Raw genomic sequence first — 19,791 nt, 5'->3', positions numbered from 1 at the left:
CGTCCAGCCGATAGCCTCAGGGGGTGGAATCAGTGCCGCCCCCCGCCGGTTCCCAGGTGTCCCGCGTACCGGCGCAACGGACCCCGCCGGAGGAACTGGCGCCGCCCGCGGTCGCACCAGCACCGCAGCGGCCCCGCCGACGGCTCCGGACCGTGCTGGCCGTGGTGGCCGGGACACTGGCGGCGTTGTGCCTCGGCGGCGCAGTGGCCGGTTACCTTGTCTACGACCGAGTAACCACCCCCGACCGCAGCGCGCCCGACGTGGTGGTGGACAACTACTTGCGGGCGTTTCTCGTGGATCGCAACGATGTCCGAGCAAACCTATTCGTCTGTGGCAGCAACACGGATCTCGGACAGCTCGACGCTCTCAGGGACGACCTAGCTGCCCGCCAAGAGCAGTTCGATACTACGATGTCTGTTACTTGGGGGCCGCTTCAGGCCGACCAGAATGGTGATAAGGCGGAGGTCCGAGTTGATCTCACGTTATCGGCTCAGGTCGATGGCCTGAGGCAGACGGATCGACAGTCGTGGCAGTTTATTACACAGTTAAACGAGGACTGGCGGGTATGTTCCGCAGCCAGGGTGGCTAACTAGGTTCGCTCATTCCACCCACAGCAGATGAACCGGTACCTCCAAGGTGGTCGGTGACTGGCCGCGCCAGGCCCAGCGATACCACTCCATCTCCGGCGCGACCCGTACACAGATGTCGCCCTCCGCACCCGAATAGGTCTCGGTTACCGCGCGCAGATCGCGATGCTCCACGGAGCCGACCATGTGCACCACTCGTCGGCCGACGACCGAGTCGGCCTCGAAGACCGGCGTCGGAGCCCGGTGCGCCGGCGCGTCGAGCGATACCAGTCGGACCCCGCCCACGTCTGCGGTCGTGGGCGGCTGCGACGCCACCGTCTCCACCCAGACCCGCTCGATCGGCACCAGCGGTGCGAAGACCTCCACTTGATCGGACTCGGCGCGGTACCACTCATGCTCCGGGATGACCGGCACGTACGTGCGGCTGTTCTGCACCACCCGCTCGTCAGCCCGCAGGTCGGCCCGCCAGCCGAGGCCGGGCAACCCGACCAGCACCCGTTGCCCGCGCAGTTCTGCTCGCCTCGCGGCGGGGAGCACCTCGATCGGGCGCGGCGGTTGAGGGGCCCAGTCCGGCTGATCGGCGAATGGGTCCGGGAACGGCTCGGTCATGACGGCGCTGGGCTCACCCGGCACCCTTCAGCGGTGCGCCCTTCGACCGCATGAACGGCACCGGATCGATAGCGCTCCGGCTGCTGCGGTCGCCGTCGGTGTGCACCTCGAAATGCAGGTGCGGCCCGGAGGAGTTGCCGCTGCTGCCCACCTCGCCGATCACCTCACCAGCCTCAACGGTGTCCCCGACGGCGACTCTGGGACGACTCACCATGTGACAGTATCGGGTGACGATGCCCTGGGCATGCAGGACGTCGACGAACCAGCCGCAGCCGCCCTTGCCCGGCCAGCCGTCTACGTCGCAGCTGTGCCGGCCGCGTCGGTCGGGATCGCAGCGGGAGACCAGCACCCGGCCGGTCGCCGCGACCCGGATGAGCGTGCCTTTGGGAGCGGCGATGTCGACCCCGTTGTGTGCCGGCCGGCTGGCGGTCCGGAAGCCGGATCCGACGCCGCCGGGGATTGGCGCGGTCCAGCCGGAGGCGGCGATCTCGCCCGAGGCGGCGGCGTCGCACACCTCCTTACCGCCGATCAGCGCCGTCCGGGCCGCGCCGCCGGCCAGCGCGTCGACGATGCGGGCGGCCAACTCCTCGTGTTTGGCATAGGCGTCGGGAAAGGCACTGATCTGCACCCGTTGCGCGGCCACGGTCAGCGGCAGCTTCTGCCAGCCGGGCAGATCGACCAGCTTCTCGTAGAACTTGCGCGAGGCGTACTCGGGATTCATCCGCTGGGCGACAGTGCCCCACGACGCTCGTTGCTGGAACAGACCGACCGAGTCGTGGTCGGCACCGATGCCCTCATGCGGAATGTTCTGGGACTCGGCGACCGTGCGGTTGGCGAGATTCAACAGCCGTGACTCCTGCATGGCGGTCGCCACGGCGATCACCCAACCGCGTGGCGGCACCTTCATTTCCTGGCCGACCACGATGATCCTCGCGGCGTTGCGGAGCTGCCGCTCGCCGTACCGCGCGAATCTGGGCATGGTGCCGGTTATGTCGACCTCGAAGTCGTCGGTGCACTCGACGCTTGCCGGAGTCAACTGCTGCTCGGCCGCGTTGCCGCCCAACTCGGTGAGGAAGAAGGCGCCGGTGCCGCCGGTGCAGCACAGGAACGCCAGCGCTGCCGTGAGCGCGGCGGCGAGCGCGCCGACCCGGATCGGCCTGCGGCGGGGGCCGCTCTGGTCGGTCATCCTTGCTCCCAGTCCACGGCGTCAACCAGCCACCGCCCGTCCGGCGCCACGAGTTCGAGCCGGAGCTGTCCGGTGTCGAGGGGAATCAGCGCCTCCACGAAGGTCTCACTCCGTGGCCGCACCGTCACCTCGTCCGTCACTGCACCGGCCGGCACGCTGGTCGGGTCCGCGCCGGCGAGCTTGTCGGCCAGGGCGGCGGTCGAGAGAGGTCGCAGCTCCTCGTGCCAGCCTTCGGCGGTCAGCCCGGGACGACCGAGCCAGGCCGCCACGAAACGCTCGGCCACCTGGGCCGGCGTCGCTTCGCCAGGGCTGGTGACCGGGGACGGTGTGGTGGTTGTGGAGATCGCGCCGTCGTCTCCGGTGGTCGGGTCCACCGTGGTGATCGGTTCGGCTGGCCGGTTGCTCAATCCCACTGAGGGGTCACCGGGTCCGGCAACCAGCCGGGCCGCCCCGACCACGCCGAGCACCAGGACGGCGATGCCGAGGGCCAACCCCAGCCGGGACCGCAACACCCGGGTAAGCAGGAACTCGATCGCGCGCCGCACCACGGTCACCGGGCCTCGGAGCGGATCCGGGGTGCCGGCTTCTCGGGTGCTCGTTCCGCCGAACCCGGCCGGTAGATGGCGAAGGACGGATTCTCCTCCGGGACGTCCGGTTCGGTCCAGGCAGCGGGCTGTCGGCGGCGCGGCCGGGGCACGGTGGGGCGGGTCTCCGAGGGGCGCTCCTCCGGTTTGTCGGGAACATCGCCGGCCTCCCGGCCGTCCGGACGTTTCACGGTGGCGGGTGCACCGCTCGGCACCGGGTCCGGGCGGGCCTCTGGGCGCACCTTCGGCTGCTCGACGACCACCGTCCGGCGCCGCCCCATTGCCGGTTCGGTGGTGCCGCCGGGTTCGGCGACGTCGAGCCGGGCCGCGGTGCGCATGTCGCGGAAGAAACGCCGGTGCCAGGAGCCGGCCGAACTGACTGCCGCGCTGCTGTCCTTGCCGCCAAGCTGGGTGATCCGCCGATAGGGGCGTAGCAGCAGCCAGCCGACCACGCCGCACAGCCAGACCAGCACGACCTGCAGCCAGCCGGGCAGGGTGGGGGTGCTCATGATGAGGTCCACCGCGAAGAGATAGATGGCCGCCCCGGTGCCGAAGATCGCGATGTTGAAGAGTGCGGCCACCACCGCGTTGCCGAGCCGGCGCAGGCCGGCGCTGGCCGGCCGGAGCAGGCCGATGGTGCCCAGGATCGGTGCGGCGATCACCGCCCACCGGAAGATCAGGAAGCCCAGCAGCACGAGTAGCGAGGCGGTCAGGTCGAACATCGCGAAGAGCAGCGCGGCGAGCACCGCGATGAAGCCCGCGCCGACCCGGTCCATGTCCCGGACGCCCCGGAGGTACTCGTAGGCTTCCGGGTCCTCGCGCTCGATCTGCGCCGCAACCGTCATCCACTGTTGCTTCTTGGCGTTGAGGGTGGCTTCGCGGGTCTGCGGATTGGCGCGAACTTTCTCCGCCTCTTCCCAGGAGAGCGACTTCGCATCGTAGAGCGCCGCGCCGTACTTGCGGGCGGTCTCGCTGTCGGCGGAGCCGAGTACGCCGCGCAGCCAGTTGCGGTAGAGCATCGACTCGGTGGCGGTGTCACTCGCGCGAACCGCCGGTGGGCGCTTGTCCTTGCACGCGTCCGGATTGGGCATCGCGCAGCGGCCAGGCGGAACGTCCTTGGTGGCCGGCCCGACGGCGTCGTGTACGACGCCGAGGGTGGAGACGAGGGCGCCGTCAGCGAGATTTGCGGACTTGACCGGCCAGGCGGCCAGCGCGGTGACCGCGACCATCACCACGAGCGCCCAGCCGGCTGTGGTCATCGCGGTGCTCATGTCGGACTGGCGGGAGCGCCAGAGTAGGTAGAGGCCGACGACGCAGAGGGTGACGATGCCGAAGACGCTGAACACCTTCTGGTAGATCGCCTTGGTGGCCTGGTCCACCAGCGGATCAGCCCAACCCCACATCGTGCCGGGTTCCCAGGCCCGCTCCCGCAGAGCGTTCGAGGCACCGATGATCGCCGTAGCGATCATGAACTCGCCGTTGGCGATGGTGTTCGTGAACTTGTAGTCCGGATGCAGCAGGGTGGTCGCGCACCCTGTCTCGATCTTGTACGTGCTGTAGCTGTAGCCGGCGTATCCGTAGTCGCTGTAGTAACCCTTCGGCCCGGGCAGCTTCGAAGCCTCCGGCCGGGACGCGAACCATCCGGCGATGCCGGAGTCTGGTGCGGTTGGCGTCGGAGGATTCAGGCAGGTCGCCTCGGACTCCGCCACCTGCTGGAGTTTGGCGACGCAGGCGCGGAAGTCGGCCTGCCACTCCTGTGTCGTGCAGAGCTCGGTGGGGGCCTGGTACGCGACCGGGGCAGCGTACGCCGGTGTGCTGGTGAGCCCGGGCCAACCGATCGTGGTCACGGCGAGTACGCCGAGTGCCAGGAGGAGCGCCGTGATCCGTACCCGGGCCCTCGCCATGTCAAGCCTCCATGTCAGGCAGCACGGTCGGCAGCACCCCGGCAGCGGCGGCGATGGCGGCGGGAGTGGTGTCGAGGTGGTCGAGCAGGCCGTCCACATAGGAGACATCGACGCGTACCTTCTGCACTCGGCCGTCGACGTCGCGCATGACGAACTCGCGGAAGCCGAGCCGGTGGGCGGAGGTGGCGTCGGCGGTGGAGAGGGAGGCGAGGGTCGCCTCGTACCCGTCGTCCACCGGTACGCGCAGCAGCCGGAGCGCCTCGGAGGCGATCTCCGCGTCCTCGGCGATCCGGCCGACGAAGACGGTCGAGACGAGGTTCTGTACGTCGAGACCGAGGATGTCGCGGGGGTTCTGCGAGGCGACAAGCGCGGCGAGGTTCCACTTCCGGGAGTCGCGGGCGAGCCGGACGAGGAAGGATCGGCCGGAGCGCCATCCCTCCATGAAGTGCGCCTCGTCCAGTCCGACCAGCTTGCGGGAGGACATCGCGCCGCCGTAGCAGCGACGTACCGCCAGCCGGTGCGCGGTGTGCAGCATCGGCAGGGCCAGCGACTCCTCTGCCGACCAGTACTCGCGTTCGATCTTCAGATCGGGCAGCCGGAGACCGGCCATGGTGATCACAGTGAGTGCCGCGTCGGGGCCGAGCAGCCCCTCCGGCGGACGGCCGAAGAAGAGCATGGCCAGCGGCATCTCGGCGGTGTCCAGCAGCAGGTTGGCCAGCTCCCGGCCGGCGTGGTCGTCGAGCTGCCCGAGGCAGCTGACGACGTCGTCCAGGGTGGAGGTTTCCTCGGCGGGCACCTGTCGTACCGCGTGCCGGAACAGGGTGGCGGTCGATGCCTCGCGGGCCACCTGGGGCGGCACCAGCATCATGCAGATGTCCTGCACCAGCATTCGGCGTTCGGCGCGGGCGTTGGAGACCGCGATCTCGAACTCGCGGTCCCCGGCAGGGCCCGTTACGAACTCGCTCCGCAGCGGCGTCGGGATCAACGAGTACGGTGCCAGCGTGCCGTGTTCGGAGCCGGTCAGGTTCAGCACCCGGGAGTAGGGCCGCAGCTCCGGCATCGCGCAGAGTCGGGCCAGCGGACCGGACGGGTCGAGCAGGGTCACCTGCACGCCGCGCCGGGCGGCGAGGTATCCGAGTGCGCCGAGCAGGGTCGACTTGCCACCACCCGGTTCGGCCACGAAGACCGCGAGGCCGGAGCGTTCGCGGACCTCCATCGGGAAGTGCAGGTCGAGGAAGACCGGCCGGCGGCAGGTGCCGGCGGTGCGTCCGATCAGGTCGCCGCGCCGGTCGCCGACCGTGGAGGCGGCCTGCGGCAGCGCCGCCGCCAACAGGTGAACCGGCATCCGCCGGACGTAGCCGGTGTTGGCGATCGGCTCACCGGGGATGAACTCCCGGGCCAGCCAGTCCTGGTTCTTCGGGTGTTGCAGTGAGATGCGCAGCTCGCGGGAGTACAGCTGGATCAGGCGGCGGGCCCGCTCCAGGCACTCCTCCCGGGTACGCCCACCCACCGCGAGCCGATGCCAGCCGTGCGCCCGGGCGGAGTCCACTGGCAGGCCGGTGGTCATCTCGTCACCGATGACCAGTGCCCGCTTGGCCAACCGCTCCAGCTCCGGTGGGGCGTCGATGCCGTGTTCGGCGTAGTCGAGTTGCTGCGACCGGATCATCCGCAGTCGGTGTTCGAGGTTGCGGAAGGAGTCACCGGAGCCGAGGATGTCGACCCGGGTGGAGAGCTCCATCGGCCACGGCAGCCGCTCGTGGAAGTGCAGCCAGGGCTCGTGGCGCTCGGGTATCTCCAGTGGCTCCATCCGGCCCACGGCGAGCACCGCCACGTGCCGTTCCTCGCCGGTCATCCGGTTGACCAGCTTGACCGTCGAACCGTAGGGGGTGCGGTAGCGCTCCACCTGCTCGGTGAGGGCGAGCAGATCACCGCGTTCCCAGCGCCCGTTGGTGATCGGCGAGAGCGCGCCGGGGGGCGCCATGCAGAGCGCCACCGACCGGTAGAGCAGCCACTCCAGTTCCTGCGCGGTGACCCGCCGCCCGCGCATGCCGAACGCCCCCAGCACCTCGTCGAACTGCTCGACGGTGCGACCGAGCTTTCGTCGCTCACCCTCGGCGACGCCTCGGCCGAAGGTGCGGAGCAATCGCTCGGTGAGCGAGTCGCCGAGGGAACGACGGGCGAAGGTCACGCCGAGGTAGGTCTGGCCCTCGGCGTGGTTGACCGAGAGCAGGTGTCGTTGCGCGGCCACGAGGTGGTCGGCCCAGCCGGTCGTGCCCGGCACGTCCGGTAGCGGCGCGGCGGTGTTCGCGTCGATGGTGCGGGCCCACTCGTCGGCCGGGAAGGGGCGGGTGGTGCGGCGCAGGTGCAACCGGAACCCGGCCAGGCCGGCGTACTGCTCGGAGATCGCCGAGAGCAGCGCCTCGCGTTCCGCGTCCGGTCGGAAGGCCCAGCGCACCTCGGGCAGCCAGTACCAGGCGGTGACGGTGTTCGGGGTGAAGGTCAGGTGGCCGGCGATCTCGGTGATGGCCAGCTCCACCGCCGGATCACGATCGCCGAATTTGATCTTCGGGGGCCGGACCCGGGCGGGCTTGACCGGTCGGTCGCGGCGGTCGACCGACCGCTGCCGGGGTGGGCTGACGGCACGGGTGGCGGGCGGGGCCTGCTCCGGTGCCCGGGGCGGGGGCCGACCGCGGCAGCCGGTTCCCGGGCCGGATCCTCGGCGGGGGCCGCGCGGCCGGCCGCCGTTCGCCGGCCGGCGCGGGCACCGGGGACGGGGCCGCCGTACGGGAGGAGGCTGTGCTGCCCGGGCCGGCGAGCGCGGTGGCGTCGTCGACCGGTCGGCCGGTGGCTGCGGTCGGCGGGGGCCGGGCTGCGCGGGCACCGCAGGCGGTGCGGTCTGGCGGGTCAACGGGGCCGGCGGGACGGGAGCCGCCTGCTGCGGCAGGGCCCGTGCTGGGGCGCCGTTGGGCCGGGGCGCGGAACCTGGTCGGGCGTACGCCCCACCGAACAGGTCCAGGAAGGGCGAGTCGATGTCGGCGCCATCGCGAGTGGCCGAAGTGGACGCCGTGGGCTCGGCCGCTGCCGATCGGCGCGGTGCCGGACGGGGTGCCTGGAAGACGCCGACACTGCCGTGGCCCGGCGTGTTGGCCAGGGCCGGATCGAGGGAAGCGTCATCAAGCTCGCCGGTTTGTGGGTAGTCGAACGAACGCGCACGGTTACCGTGCGCTGCGGCCGGGCGTCCGGCCGGGGATCCCGGCGTGGAGGAGCGGCTCATGAGATCGTCCTGCCCGGATCCGCGGGCGGTGTCGAGCGACCGTGCTTCCCGGGGTTGCCCGGCAACCCGTCGAGCGGCCCGTACGGCGTGCAGCCGGTCATGCCAGTTCCTCCCGGATCCTGATCCCGCTACCGACCAGGCGCGGGTCGCGCTGTTCGGCGGCCGGCTCCCGGGTGCGTCGCCAGTCGGTAAGCGCGGTACGGATCACCATGCGCGCCGGCCGATCCGGGTCGACGTACCGGAAGACGAACGAGGTGGTCACGATGGCGAGGGCGATCTCCCACGCAGGGAAGAGCTCGACCTGCAGCGTGAACAACCAGTGGATGAACATGTAGAGGGGAACGAGCAGAATGAAGAGCCCGTACTGGGCGTACGGCAGGTGGACCGGAAGGGTGTAGCCGGGCGGCCCGAGGTAGACCAGGCGGGCCCGGTAGATGTCGTCGTCGGTGCGCAGCCGCATCTCGTGAACCGCGCCTACTGGAAGATCAGGTTGATCAGGAAATCGCCGATGAAGAAGAGGGTGGCGGCCCCGGCGATGAAGGCCAGCCCGACGATCGCGATTGCGGAGCTGGTCAACACCTTGGAAATCTCGCCCCGGCTGGCGCGGCCGATGAAGATGACACCCAGGACGGCCAGTAGGATCGGAGCGATCTTGCTGGCGAAGAAGGTGACGACGCCCTCGGTGTTGATCCCCTTTGGCTCCTCGGCGGCGAGCGGGATCGACGACGCCACGGTGGAGAGCAGGTGGAGGGCGTTTGTGGACGCCGTTTCCATCAGCTCGATGGCGATCACTGGAACCTCCCCAAGTCGCGGCCGGCGACGCCGCGGTGGTGCAGTAGGCAAGCCTGACGGGATCGATGCTCACTCTGCGCAGCGGTCGAGACCGTGCGTGCGTCTCTCGCCACGGAAGGTGGCGATTTTTGGGCGAATTCTCCCGCTTTGGGCCCTCCCTAACCGCGTCGCCGTCTCGATGCCGGGCAATTCCACAGCGTACGGGCCGCCCTCCTTTGCGACAAGCCGCGAAGAGACTGCCCGATTCGGCCCGGACGACCGATCGTACACCTGTTCCAATTCGCATGTCAGGGCCTTGGAACCCGGGCTGTTCGACATGTCCGGTGAGGCCGGTACCGTCTAGTCGTGACCGAGCTGGTACGGGCCCCGGCCCCGGTGGTGATGGGCGTCCTGAACGTCACGCCCGATTCGTTCTCCGACGGCGGACGCTACGCCGACGTCGATGCCGCCGTCGCACACGGCGTCCGGCTGCGTGCCGAGGGGGCCGGGTTGGTCGATGTGGGTGGAGAGTCGACCCGTCCCGGCGCCGACCGGGTGGACGCCGAGGCGGAGAGCGCCCGGGTACTGCCGGTCATCCGGGCGCTGACCGGAGCCGGCGTACCGGTGAGCATCGACACCACCCGTGCCCGAGTCGCCGAGGCGGCACTCGCGGCCGGCGCGGTGGTGGTCAACGACGTCTCCGGCGGCCTGGCCGATCCGGACATGGCCCGGGTGGTCCGCGACGCCGGCTGCCCCTGGGTGTTGATGCACTGGCGGGGCCACTCCCGGCGGATGAGCGAGCTGGCCAGCTACCGCGACGTGGTCGCCGAGGTGCGCGCCGAACTCGACCAGCGGGTGACGGCGGCGCTCGCGGCCGGGGTGGCCGCGGACCGCATCGTGATCGATCCGGGGCTCGGTTTCGCCAAGACCGCGGCACACAACTGGCAGCTCAGTGCCCGGCTGCCCGAGTTGCTGGAGTTGGGCTACCCACTGCTCTTCGGGGCCAGCCGCAAGTCGTACCTCGGTCTGCTGTTGGCCGGGCCCGACGGCGCGCCCCGGCCCACCGCCGACCGTGAGATGGCCACCGTCGCCACCAGCCTGCTCGCGGTCGCGGCCGGCGCCTGGGGGGTGCGCGTGCACGACGTGCGGGCGACCGTCGACGCGCTCGCCGTCTGGCAGGCCACCGGCCGGCCGAAGCTGGCCTGGCCACCCGGCACCGCACCGCCCGCCGACCAGCACGCCGACCCGGGAGTACGCCGATGACCGACCGGATAACGCTTACCGGCCTACGCGCGTACGGTCGGCACGGGGTCTACGACTTCGAACGTGCCCGGGGGCAGGAGTTCGTCGTGGACGCCGTGCTGGAGTTGGATCTGACCTCCGCCGCCCGCTCCGACGAGGTGGCCGACACCGTGCACTACGGCGAGTTGGCCGACCGCCTGGTGGCGGTGGTCACCGGCGAGCCGGTCAACCTGATCGAGACCTTGGCCGACCGGCTGATCGAGGTCTGCCTGGCCGATGCCCGGGTCCGCGCCGCGACGGTCACCGTGCACAAGCCCGAGGCGCCGGTCCCGTACGCCTTCGCCGATGTCGCGGTCACGATGCGCCGGACCCGATGACCCGCGCCGTACTCTCCCTCGGCAGCAATCTCGGCGACCGGCTCGGTCACCTGCGCACCGCCCTGGCCACGCTTGGCGAGCGGGTGCTGGTGGTCTCGGGGGTGTACGAGACCCCGCCATGGGGCGACACCGAGCAGCCGGCGTACCTGAACGCGGTGCTCCTGGCCGTGGACCCCATGGCCGGGCCGTACGACTGGTTGGCGCGGGCTCGGGCGGCGGAGCAGGCCGCGGGTCGGGTCCGGGATCCGGCGCGACGGTTCGGGCCGCGCACCCTCGACGTCGACGTCGTCGCGGTGTGGAGCGACGACGACCAGCCGGTGCTCAGCGACGACCCGGAGTTGATCCTGCCGCATCCACGGGCGCATCTGCGGGCCTTCGTGCTGCGGCCGTGGATCGACATCCAGCCCTACGGTCAGCTGCCCGGGCACGGTCGGCTCACCGACCTGTTGACCTACGGGCCGGCTGCGGCCGAGGTCGCGGAACTGCGCCCCCGACCGGATCTGACGTTAGAGTCGGAAGCATGACGCAGTCCCCACCTCCCGACGGGCCGCGGATGGGACCGACCCGCATCTCGACCCTGGTGGTGACCGCCCTGGCCGCCGCGGCGGCTGCCTGGTTGCTGATCAGCAGTTTCTACTACACCCGGCTGCCCCCGCTGCCCTGGCTTCCGGTGGTCACCCTGGCCGGCCTCGCGGTGCTTGAGGCGTACGCCGCGATCAACACCCGGGGGCGGATCGACCGCCGGCCCGGCCGGGAGCCGGTGAACCCGCTGATGGTCGCCCGGTTCGTCGTCCTCGCCAAGGCATCCGCCCTGGTCGGGGCGATCTTCGCCGGCTTCTACGCGGGGCTGACCGGCTGGTTGTTGGTGCAGACCACGCGGGCGGCCGGCGAGGACCTTCCCGCCGCCGTCGCCGGCCTGCTGGCCTCGGTCGCGCTCGTCGCCGCCGCGCTCTGGCTGGAGCGGTCGTGCCGGGTCCCGGAGCGCCCGGAGGACGAGCACGAGCCCGACGACCGGGAAACCCGCCCCGGTCGACGTTAGCGAGACCAGTCGATCGTTCGCGCCCCGACGGATCGTCGGGTATCGAACAGCTCTCCGCGCCGCCGGACCGGCGTCCGCCTGCGCTGCCGGCACTCCGACACCTGCTCGGCCGGGGGTTACGCCCGGCTGGGAGCGCGGGTACGGTGCCTGCGACCGGAAGGCAACGGCCGCCGCCGGTCCCTCCGCGTGTCGGTGCGTCCGGGCGGCCGCTGGGAGGCAGGGATCATGGGGTACGAGGAACCTGGCCGGAGCGGGCCGCTGGAGCCGACCCCCGCCGACGAGGTGGACCCGAGCGGTGCCGACGACCCGCAGGGCGGTGAACCGGGCCGGGATCGGTTCGGTGTCCACATGGTCTGGGAGACCATCCTGCTGCTCGGCTTCAGTGCCCTGGTGTACCTGCTCTGGCGGGAGAATCCGGCGACGCTGCGGGGCAGTGGGCTGCGCGCCCTCATCCTTGACGTGGTCGGCTTCGGTCTGTTGGCGATGGCCGCCGGGCTGAGTCTGCGTACCGCCGCGGTGAATCTCGCGGTCGGCCCGGTGGCGGTCGCCGCCGGGCTGCACTTCGCCGAGCAGGGCGATCGGGGTCTGCCCGTCGCCGTTGGCACCGCCGCTGCGGTGGCCGCCCTCGGCGGGCTGGTGCTGGGGCTGGTCGTCGTGCTGCTGCACGTGCCGGGCTGGGCGGCCAGTCTGGGCGGTGCGGCCGGCGTCATCGTCTACGTCGAGCAGCGTTCCGCGCCGGTGCTGGTGCAGGGCGACTACGATCCGCGCGGCATAGCCGGTCGACTCTTCGTCGGGTTGGCCGCGATCGCGGTCATCGGGGGGTTGTTCGGGGCGATGAGCCCGATCCGCCGGTTTACCGGTCGATTCCGTCCGGTCGCCGATCCGGCGCGGCGGCGCGGAGTGGCGGCTGCGGTCGTCGTCACCGGCGGGTACGTCTGTTCCACCGTGCTGGCGATGCTCGCCGGTGCACTCTTCGCCGCGTCCGAGGGGGCGATGACGCCGACCGCCGGGCTGGACTGGACGGTGCTTGCGGTGGGCGCGGCGCTGCTCGCCGGGACCAGCGCCTTCGGGCTGCGGGGCGGCGTGTTCGGCACGCTCCTGGTGGCCGGTGCGCTCGGCCTGTTCTTCGCGTACGCGCAGCAGCGTGGTTGGACGGTGAGCCGCTGGGCGGTCGGCGGTGTCGCACTTGCGGCGGGGCTGGTGGTCACCCGGCTGGTCGAGCGGTACGGCCGGCCGGTGCCGGGACCGACCGGGTGGCCCGCGCCGCCACCGGCCGGCGATCCGGCGAGTTCCGGTGGGTGGGCCCTGCCACGGTCGGCGCCGGTCGGCGACTGGCCGCCGGTCCTGCCTACCCAGACGACCGGGGGTACGGCCGACCCGTGGAGCACCCGCCGGTGGGAGACCGGCGCGCGGACCTGGGACACCGAGGAACGGTGAGTGGCGGCTTGGTGCGTCTCGGCGAGCCGGATGTGATCTCGCCGGTTAGGCTCGGCGCATGACCGACACATCATCGATCTCCGGCGGCCGGTCGTTCGAGGAACTGGACGTCCTCTCCACCGAGGAACTGCGCGAGCAGGCGTTCGCGTTGGCCCGGGAGCGCCGTGACGTGGGGTTCTTCTGGTCGGTGCTGCGGCACCTGCCGAACGCGGACGAGGCCGCGGCGCTGGACGGCGCGCCGAACTCGGTCGGACCGACGGTCGACGAGGCGGTCGCGCTGTGGCGGGAGATGACCGGCCACGGCTACGAGGAGTCCGCTCCGCTGCTGCGCGCCGCCTTCATCGACTACCTGATGAAGCACTGATCCGGCGCTGTCCTGACCGGCCGCCCGGCACCCTCGTCGAGCCCGGCGTAGCACCATAAATCACGCACCGCGTTTGCCCATGTCGATCCGCTGGGAACTAGCGGGGCCATGGCTCTCACCAATCGTTACAAGTCCGCACCGGGTGCCGGCACGCTCGCGGCACTTCTCCTGGTCCTGGTCTTCGGCAGCCCGTGGTACGCCGACTGGGCCAGGGACAACACCGATCCGGACAGCGCCGGTGGCTGGTTCCTGAGACTGCTCGCCTGGCCGGCCTGGCGATTCGACTCCTCCGACTCGATCCAGGAGATCTTCGCCGCGGATCTGAAGGCGATCCTCGTGGTCGCCCTGACCTTCCTCTTCCTCTACCTCCTTCCGGGCTCCCAACTCGCCCGCGCCCGGGGCACGCTCAGTCAGTTCTTCGCCGGCTGGGCGGCGTACATCTTCGCGGGGGCCTTCGCGGCCCTGCTCACCGCGCTGATCCGGACCAACCCGTCGCTGCTCGGGGCCTTCCAGGCCGCCGGCGACGGTGCGGAGTACGGCCTCTTCGTCGGCTGGATCATCGGCATCGCGACCCTGGGTGGCTACCGGGGACGTCGCTGACGTCGCGGCCGGGCGCGCCGGAGTCGTTCGGCAGGCGCGCGGCCGGGCCCGTGTCATCGCGGGCCCGGCCAGCGTCCCGGCCGCTCAGCCGGTCGACTCCGCCAGCGCCAGAATGCGCTCCCGGCGCAGCAACCCGACCGGCCGCCCTTCCTCGGTGACCACGGCGTGGCCACCGGGCGAGGTGAGCAGCACGGCCAGCGCGTCGTACGCCGAGCCGCCCAGCGCCACCGCGGGCAACTCCGCGCCGCCGTCGGCGGGCAGCGGTTCGAGCACCTCCCGGGTGACCGGGGTGACCGCGAGCCGGCGGATGCCCCGGTCGGCGCCGACGAACTCGCGGGCGAACGGGGTGGCGGGGGCACCGAGCAGGACCGCCGGCGGGTCGTACTGCTCCAGATGGCCGCCCTCGGAGAGCACCGCGATCCGGTCGCCGAGCCGAACGGCCTCGTCCAGGTCGTGGGTGACCAGCACGATCGTCTTGCGCACCTCGGCCTGTAGCCGCAGGAACTCCTCCTGAAGCCGGGTCCGCACGATCGGGTCGACGGCGGAGAACGGCTCGTCCATCAGCAGCACCAGCGGGTCGGCTGCGAGCGCCCGGGCCACCCCCACCCGCTGTCGCTGACCGCCGGAGAGTTCGTGCGGGTAGCGGCGGCCGAACTGTGCCGGATCGAGGCCGACCAGTTCCAGTAGTTCCCCGACGCGCTGCCGGGTCCGGTCCCGGGACCAGCCGAGCAGCCGGGGCACCGTGGCGACGTTCGCGGCCACCGTCTGGTGGGGGAAGAGCCCGACGTTCTGGATCACGTACCCGATCTGTCGGCGTAGCCGGACCGGATCGACCCGGGTGACGTCGGAGTCCCCGAGCAGGATTCGGCCGCTGGTCGGCTCGATCAGCCGGTTCACCATGCGCAGCACCGTCGACTTGCCGCAGCCCGACGGCCCGATCAGCACGACCAATTCGCCCGCCTCGACGTGCAGGCTGAGTTCGCGCACCGCCTCGGTGCCGTCCGGGTAACGCTTGCCGATGCCGTCGAGGGTGATCGACGCCGCGCGCTGACCGTCGTCGGCGAGCCGGGTACCGTCCACGTATGTCCTTCCGCCTGAGCTACCGGGCCGACCCGGGTAACCCCTGGTTCTCCTGGCAGTACCTGCGGGACAACTCTGACACGGTGGTCGCCGCGCTGCGTGACCACACCACGCTGACCCTACGGGCGGTGTTGATCGCCGCGTTGATCGCCGTCCCGCTGGCCGTGGTGGCGTACTGGTTCCGGCCGCTCACGGGGCCGATTCTCGCACTCACCGGGGTGCTCTACACGGTCCCGTCCCTGGCCCTGTTCGCGTTCATCGCGCCCTACCTGGGCATCGGCGTGGCTACCGTGCTCAGCGTGGTGGTGCTGTACGCGCTGCTGGTGATCGTCCGGAACACCGTCGCCGGGCTCAACCAGGTGCCCTCGGAGGTGCGCGAGGCGGCCGAGGGGATGGGGTACGGGCGCTGGGGCCGGCTGTTGCGGGTGGAACTGCCGCTGGCTCTGCCGGGCATCCTCACCGGCCTGCGGCTGGCCACGGTTTCGACGGTGGCGCTGGTCACCGTCGGCGTGGTGATCGGTCGCGGTGGTCTCGGGCAGATCATCTTTGCCGGCTTCCAGAACAACTTCTACAAGTCGCAGATCATGACCGGAACGCTGCTCTGCGTCCTGCTGGCCCTGCTGCTCGACCTGCTCCTGGTCGGCGTGGGCCGGCTGCTCACCCCGTGGCTGCGCGGACGGGTCGGATGAGCGGCCGGCGCGGCTGCGCGGGTAGCGCCGTCGGGGCCGGCGTCGGCGCCGGTGGCGGTAAGTGCGGCGCTAGCCACCGGAGGCCACGATGAATCCCGTGGAGCAGGCGGTGCGCTGGCTCAACGATCCGCTGAACTGGACGAACCCGGGCGGCATCCTGGACCGGCTCGGCGAGCACGTGAGCATCTCGGCGGCTGCGGTGCTGCTCGGCTGCCTGGTGGCCTGGCCACTCGGCCTCTGGCTGGGGCACGCCGGGCGCGGCGGCGGGCTGGTCGTGCTCGTCTCCAACGTCACCCTGGCGGTGCCGACGCTGGCCCTGCTGACCATCCTCCCGTTGACCTTCCTCGGCTTCGGCCGCCCGGCCGTGGTGGTGGCGCTTGCGGTGTTCGCGGTGCCGCCGCTGCTGGCCAACGCGTACACCGGGGTGCGGCAGGTCGACCCGCAGACCCGGGAGGCGGCCCGGGGCATGGGCATGACCGGGATGCAGGTGTTGCGCCGGGTCGAGTTGCCGCTCGCGGTGCCGTACCTGGCCGCCGGCTTCCGCACCGCCGCAGTCCAGGTGGTCGCCACGGCAGCGCTGGCGACCTTCGTCAACGGCGGCGGTCTCGGCGAGATCATCCGGCTGGGCTTCGGTCTGAGCATCGCCGTCGGTGGCGGTCAGATCCTCGCCGGTGGGCTGCTCGTCGCCGGGCTCGCGCTGAGCGTGGAGTTGATCTTCGCGTTCGTCGAGCGGCTGGTCACCCCTGGGCCGCTACGCCGGGCCAGACGAGGTGCCGGCCGCCGCGCCGCAGACGCGGTCACCGGGTCCTGAGCCGCCCCGCTGCCGGCCCCGCCCCGCTGCCGGCCCCGCCCCGCCACGGCCCCGCCCCGCCACGGCCCCGCCACGGCGGCGGATGGTGACGGTCGGGTGACGAAGGTCGCCAGAACTTGTCGGTGGCCGAGGACAGGATGTTGGGTGAAGGTCGCGGGCGGCCGAAAGGTGACATCGCCCGTCGGACACGCGGCCGGCCCGGACGGGGCGCGCCGGGACACGGGAGGCGGGCATATGCGCGCAGGTAGAAGACTGTCCATCGCGGTCGTCGGGGCCGTCGCCGCGGCCGGCGTGCTGGCCGGGTGCGGGGAGGCCGGCTCCTCCGGCACGGAGGCGCCGCAGCAGGCCGCGTCGGGTGCGGGTTGCGCCCCGGTGGCCGGCCAGCAGTTGATCGCACTCGAGGACGACAAGGCGCTGCAGAACGCCGACAACGTCATCCCCGCAGTGCACAGCAAGGCGGCCACGCCGCAGCTCATCGCGGCCCTCGACAAGGTCTCCGCCGTGCTCGACACCCCGAAACTCGTACTGCTCAACAAGGCGGTCGACGTGGACCGGAAGAGCGCCCAGGCGGCGGCGCAGGAGTTCGCCACCGCCAACGGGCTCGCCGACGGGGTCGAGCGGGGGCCGGGCGGGCGGCTCACCGTCGGGGCGGGGAACTTCACCGAAAGCGAGATCATCGCCGAGCTTTACAAGATCCAACTTGCCGCTGCCGGTTACCAGGTCACCGTCCAGCAGATCGGCAACCGGGAGCTCTACGAGCCGGCGCTGGAGAAGGGCGAGATCCAGGTCGTCCCGGAGTACGCGGCCACCCTGGCCGAATTCCTCAACGGCAAGGTGAACAGCGGCGGCGAGCCGGTCTCGTCGCCGGACGTGGACGCCACCGTCACCGCCCTGCGTGGCCTCGGCGAGAAGGTGGGCCTGACCTTCGGCGCGCCGGCCGCCGCGCAGAGCCAGAACGCTTTCGCCGTGACCAAGGAGTTCGCCGAGCAGTACGGCGTGCGGACGCTCTCCGAGTTGGCGGAGAAGTGCTCGGGCACGGCCACGGTGCTGGGCGGGCCGCCGGAGTGCCAGGAGCGCCCGTTCTGCAAGCCGGGTCTGGAGCAGACCTACGGGCTCCAGGTCGGCTCGTTCTCCTCGCTCGACCAGGGTGGTCCGCTGACCAAGACCGGCCTGCGCAACGGCACGATCAGCGTCGGTCTGGTCTTTTCCACCGACGCGGCGTACGCGCAGAGCTGAGCACGCCCCGGCGCCGGGCGCCCTCGGTCGACTCGGCCGAGGGCGCCCGGAGTCGCCGAACCGGACACCCGATCGTCGCAGGTCGGAGCGTCTGCTCCGGAAGGCCGCCAAACTCACTTTCAGCACCTGCCGCAGGAGCGTTTGCAGCAAACGCAACTCTCGGTAGGCTGCGGACCCATGCCTGCCCCGGTGCCCATCGACCCGCGTAGCAAGCGACTGCTCACCGCGCTCTTCTGGGGCGGTGTGGCGCTGGCCCCGGTGGCGGCGCTGATTCTGCTGGTTGCCGACGGCAACGGCCCGCTGCGGTTCGCCGCGGTGCTGGCGATCATGGCCGTGGTGCTGATCGGGCTCTCCATCGCGCTGCGCACCGAGGGGGATGCCGGCGACGCCGAGGAGTTGCGGGCGGAACTCGACGAGCTGCGGCGAGAACTGCGCGGTGAGATCGTCGCCGCCGCCCAGCGCGGCAACCAGGCACTCGACGAGGCGCAACGGGTTCAGGAGGCGCTGGCCGGGCTGCGCCGTCGGGTCGACGCCGTTGGCGCTGGCCCGGTTGCCGGCGCGGAGGCGCCCGGGGTCTCTCGGGCCCGGGTGGTGCCACCGGAGCCGGAGACGCCGGCGCGCTACGCCGAGCGGCCCACCGGACAGGCCGGGGTGTACGGCGCCGCTCAGGCCGCAGCGCATGGTGTCGGCCCGGCGGATGACTACGAAGACGAGCAGCCGGGCAGCGCGTACGCTGCGGACCGTCCCGCCGCGGACCGGCCGGTCAGCGGGTCCGCCGGTGTCTACGGCGCGGCCAGCCGCCCGGAGTACGACAACCGCTCCGGTGACCCGGTGGCGCGTCCGCTGGGCATGGTCCGGCACACCGAGACCGTGCACGTGACCACCCGGCACACCATCGTGGACGGTGGGGTGGGTGAGTCCGGCGCCCGGTACGGCGGGTACGCGGCACCGTGGTCCGGCCCGGAGGAGCGGGCCCGGGGTGGTCATGGCGCCGAGCGCGACGACCGTCCCAGGCCCGAGGCGGAGGAGCGGTTTCGTCGGGACGAGGCCCGGTCCTGGTCTGGCGGGGCCCGCGAGGAGGAGCGTTCCCGGCCGGACGCCGCAAACGAGCGGTCCTGGTCCGGCCCACGTGAGGACTGGGCCACGCCCCGAGACGAGCACTCCGGCTACCGCGACGATCGCCCGGGTCACCGGGCCGAACCCGCAGGACACCGGGCCGAGCCTTCGGGACACCGGGCCGACCGGGACTGGGCAGCGCCACGCGACGAGTCCGGATGGGACGGTGGCGGGCAGCAGTGGGACGTCCCCGTCGAGCCGGCACCGTCCGGTCGGCGACAGCGGCCGGACGACACCGGCGAGTACTGGTCGCAGCTACGGGCCGGTGACCGGTGGGCTGCGGTACGCGACGACGACCGCGGGCGCGAGCTGCGCATGGGGGAACGCCGCGCCGAGGTGCACGCCGACAACGCCGGCACCGAGTACCGGGTCGCGGATCGCTGGGCCAGCGTGCGCCGGGACGAACCGCGCCGCGACGATGCTCGCCGGGACGAGGTCCGCCAGGACGAGCCGCGGCGTGGTGCCGATGGCGACGAGGGGTGGCGCGAGGGCTGGGGCGAGCCGGAGAACCGTCCGGCGCTGCCCGCCGGTGGGGTGCCGGTGCCTCAACAGTGGCGGCCACCCCGCCAACCCGGCTACCAGTCCGAGCCGGCCCGGGGCTACCAGCCGGAGCCGGCGTACGGTCACCAGCCGGAGCCGGCACGGGGCTACCAGCCGGAGCCGGCGTACGGATATCAGCCCGAGCCGGCACGGGGCTACCAGCCGGAGCCGCTGGCCGGCGGGTACCCGCCCGAGCCGGGGCGGGGACCGCGTCCGGGACACGAGCCGTACGACCGCCGGCAGCCCGCCGAGGAGCCGGGCTACGGCCACCCGGTCCACGAGCGCGCCCCGAACCGCTGGCGCTGACCCGCGCCGCCGAGGCAGCGGCGACCCCGCGATCGCGGG

At 71.9% G+C, this 19,791-nt stretch carries 19 protein-coding genes and 1 pseudogene; 12 read left to right on the top strand and 8 right to left on the bottom strand.

Annotated features, from left to right (window positions below; genetic code table 11):
- Positions 1 to 32: 32 nt before the first annotated feature.
- Positions 33 to 593 (top strand): hypothetical protein, encoded by a 561-nt coding sequence (locus QQG74_RS29830; protein ID WP_341721439.1) that lies wholly within the window; start codon positions 33 to 35, stop codon positions 591 to 593.
- Between the two features lie 6 nt (positions 594 to 599).
- On the opposite strand, the gene QQG74_RS29825 is transcribed toward QQG74_RS29830, so the two are convergent.
- From QQG74_RS29825 to QQG74_RS29795, 7 genes are all read right to left on the bottom strand, one after another.
- On the bottom strand, positions 600 to 1,196 hold the full coding sequence (locus QQG74_RS29825) for a hypothetical protein (RefSeq protein ID WP_341717960.1): 597 nt from the start codon (positions 1,194 to 1,196) through the stop codon (positions 600 to 602).
- 13 nt (positions 1,197 to 1,209) lie between these two features.
- Entirely contained in the window at positions 1,210 to 2,382 is a 1,173-nt protein-coding gene (locus tag QQG74_RS29820) for a M23 family metallopeptidase (RefSeq protein ID WP_341717959.1), read from the bottom strand.
- Complete coding sequence (locus tag QQG74_RS29815) at positions 2,379 to 2,936, bottom strand: hypothetical protein (protein ID WP_341717958.1); 558 nt, start codon at positions 2,934 to 2,936, stop codon at positions 2,379 to 2,381. Before QQG74_RS29815 ends, QQG74_RS29820 begins: the two co-directional genes overlap by 4 nt.
- Positions 2,933 to 4,870, bottom strand: coding sequence for an MFS transporter (locus QQG74_RS29810; RefSeq protein WP_341717957.1), 1,938 nt, complete (start codon positions 4,868 to 4,870; stop codon positions 2,933 to 2,935). The genes QQG74_RS29815 and QQG74_RS29810 overlap by 4 nt, the downstream gene beginning before the upstream one ends.
- A gap of 1 nt (position 4,871) precedes the next feature.
- Positions 4,872 to 8,144: an ATP-binding protein gene (locus QQG74_RS29805; protein ID WP_341717956.1), complete on the bottom strand. Its 3,273-nt coding sequence runs from the start codon at positions 8,142 to 8,144 to the stop codon at positions 4,872 to 4,874.
- Between the two features lie 97 nt (positions 8,145 to 8,241).
- A complete protein-coding gene (locus QQG74_RS29800) occupies positions 8,242 to 8,604 on the bottom strand; it encodes a hypothetical protein (protein WP_131301716.1) in 363 nt (120 codons plus the stop codon).
- A gap of 14 nt (positions 8,605 to 8,618) precedes the next feature.
- Positions 8,619 to 8,936: a hypothetical protein gene (locus QQG74_RS29795; protein ID WP_111241848.1), complete on the bottom strand. Its 318-nt coding sequence runs from the start codon at positions 8,934 to 8,936 to the stop codon at positions 8,619 to 8,621.
- Positions 8,937 to 9,281: 345 nt separating this feature from the next.
- Here QQG74_RS29795 and folP point away from each other — a divergent pair, with 345 nt between their 5' ends.
- The 7 genes from folP (at position 9,282) to QQG74_RS29760 (ending at position 13,974) form a co-directional block, all read left to right on the top strand.
- Positions 9,282 to 10,178 carry a dihydropteroate synthase gene (gene folP, locus QQG74_RS29790; RefSeq protein ID WP_341717955.1) on the top strand — a complete coding sequence of 299 codons (897 nt, stop codon included), beginning with the start codon at positions 9,282 to 9,284 and terminating at the stop codon, positions 10,176 to 10,178.
- Positions 10,175 to 10,534 (top strand): dihydroneopterin aldolase, encoded by a 360-nt coding sequence (gene folB, locus QQG74_RS29785; protein ID WP_341717954.1) that lies wholly within the window; start codon positions 10,175 to 10,177, stop codon positions 10,532 to 10,534. Before folP ends, folB begins: the two co-directional genes overlap by 4 nt.
- On the top strand, positions 10,531 to 11,058 hold the full coding sequence (folK, locus tag QQG74_RS29780) for a 2-amino-4-hydroxy-6-hydroxymethyldihydropteridine diphosphokinase (RefSeq protein ID WP_341717953.1): 528 nt from the start codon (positions 10,531 to 10,533) through the stop codon (positions 11,056 to 11,058). Before folB ends, folK begins: the two co-directional genes overlap by 4 nt.
- Entirely contained in the window at positions 11,055 to 11,573 is a 519-nt protein-coding gene (locus QQG74_RS29775) for a DUF3180 domain-containing protein (protein ID WP_341717952.1), read from the top strand. The genes folK and QQG74_RS29775 overlap by 4 nt, the downstream gene beginning before the upstream one ends.
- Positions 11,574 to 11,798: 225 nt before the next feature.
- Entirely contained in the window at positions 11,799 to 13,010 is a 1,212-nt protein-coding gene (locus QQG74_RS29770) for an ABC transporter permease (protein ID WP_341717951.1), read from the top strand.
- Positions 13,011 to 13,068: 58 nt separating this feature from the next.
- Complete coding sequence (locus QQG74_RS29765; protein ID WP_341717950.1) at positions 13,069 to 13,374, top strand: hypothetical protein; 306 nt, start codon at positions 13,069 to 13,071, stop codon at positions 13,372 to 13,374.
- A gap of 108 nt (positions 13,375 to 13,482) precedes the next feature.
- The gene (locus QQG74_RS29760; RefSeq protein ID WP_341717949.1) at positions 13,483 to 13,974 is read left to right on the top strand and encodes a hypothetical protein; all 492 of its coding nucleotides are present in this window, start codon (positions 13,483 to 13,485) and stop codon (positions 13,972 to 13,974) included.
- 84 nt (positions 13,975 to 14,058) lie between these two features.
- Here the strand turns inward: QQG74_RS29760 and QQG74_RS29755 are convergent, their stop codons facing one another.
- Positions 14,059 to 15,054, bottom strand: coding sequence for an ABC transporter ATP-binding protein (locus QQG74_RS29755; protein ID WP_341717948.1), 996 nt, complete (start codon positions 15,052 to 15,054; stop codon positions 14,059 to 14,061).
- Positions 15,055 to 15,056: 2 nt separating this feature from the next.
- Here QQG74_RS29755 and QQG74_RS29750 point away from each other — a divergent pair, with 2 nt between their 5' ends.
- From QQG74_RS29750 to QQG74_RS29735, 4 genes and pseudogenes are all read left to right on the top strand, one after another.
- Positions 15,057 to 15,743, top strand: coding sequence for an ABC transporter permease (locus QQG74_RS29750; protein WP_341717947.1), 687 nt, complete (start codon positions 15,057 to 15,059; stop codon positions 15,741 to 15,743).
- An 88-nt stretch (positions 15,744 to 15,831) separates the two neighbouring features.
- Positions 15,832 to 16,554, top strand: coding sequence for an ABC transporter permease (locus QQG74_RS29745; RefSeq protein WP_341717946.1), 723 nt, complete (start codon positions 15,832 to 15,834; stop codon positions 16,552 to 16,554).
- 9 nt (positions 16,555 to 16,563) lie between these two features.
- A pseudogene (locus tag QQG74_RS29740) lies at positions 16,564 to 17,790 on the top strand (glycine betaine ABC transporter substrate-binding protein).
- Between the two features lie 177 nt (positions 17,791 to 17,967).
- Complete coding sequence (locus tag QQG74_RS29735) at positions 17,968 to 19,752, top strand: hypothetical protein (protein WP_341717945.1); 1,785 nt, start codon at positions 17,968 to 17,970, stop codon at positions 19,750 to 19,752.
- Positions 19,753 to 19,791: the final 39 nt, after the last annotated feature.

Origin of the sequence: Micromonospora sp. FIMYZ51, from assembly GCF_038246755.1 — a bacterium.
In the GTDB taxonomy this organism is placed as follows: Bacteria; Actinomycetota; Actinomycetes; order Mycobacteriales; family Micromonosporaceae; genus Micromonospora.
Note: the sequence above shows the minus strand (reverse complement) of the source record. Positions and strands in the feature narration are given on the sequence as shown.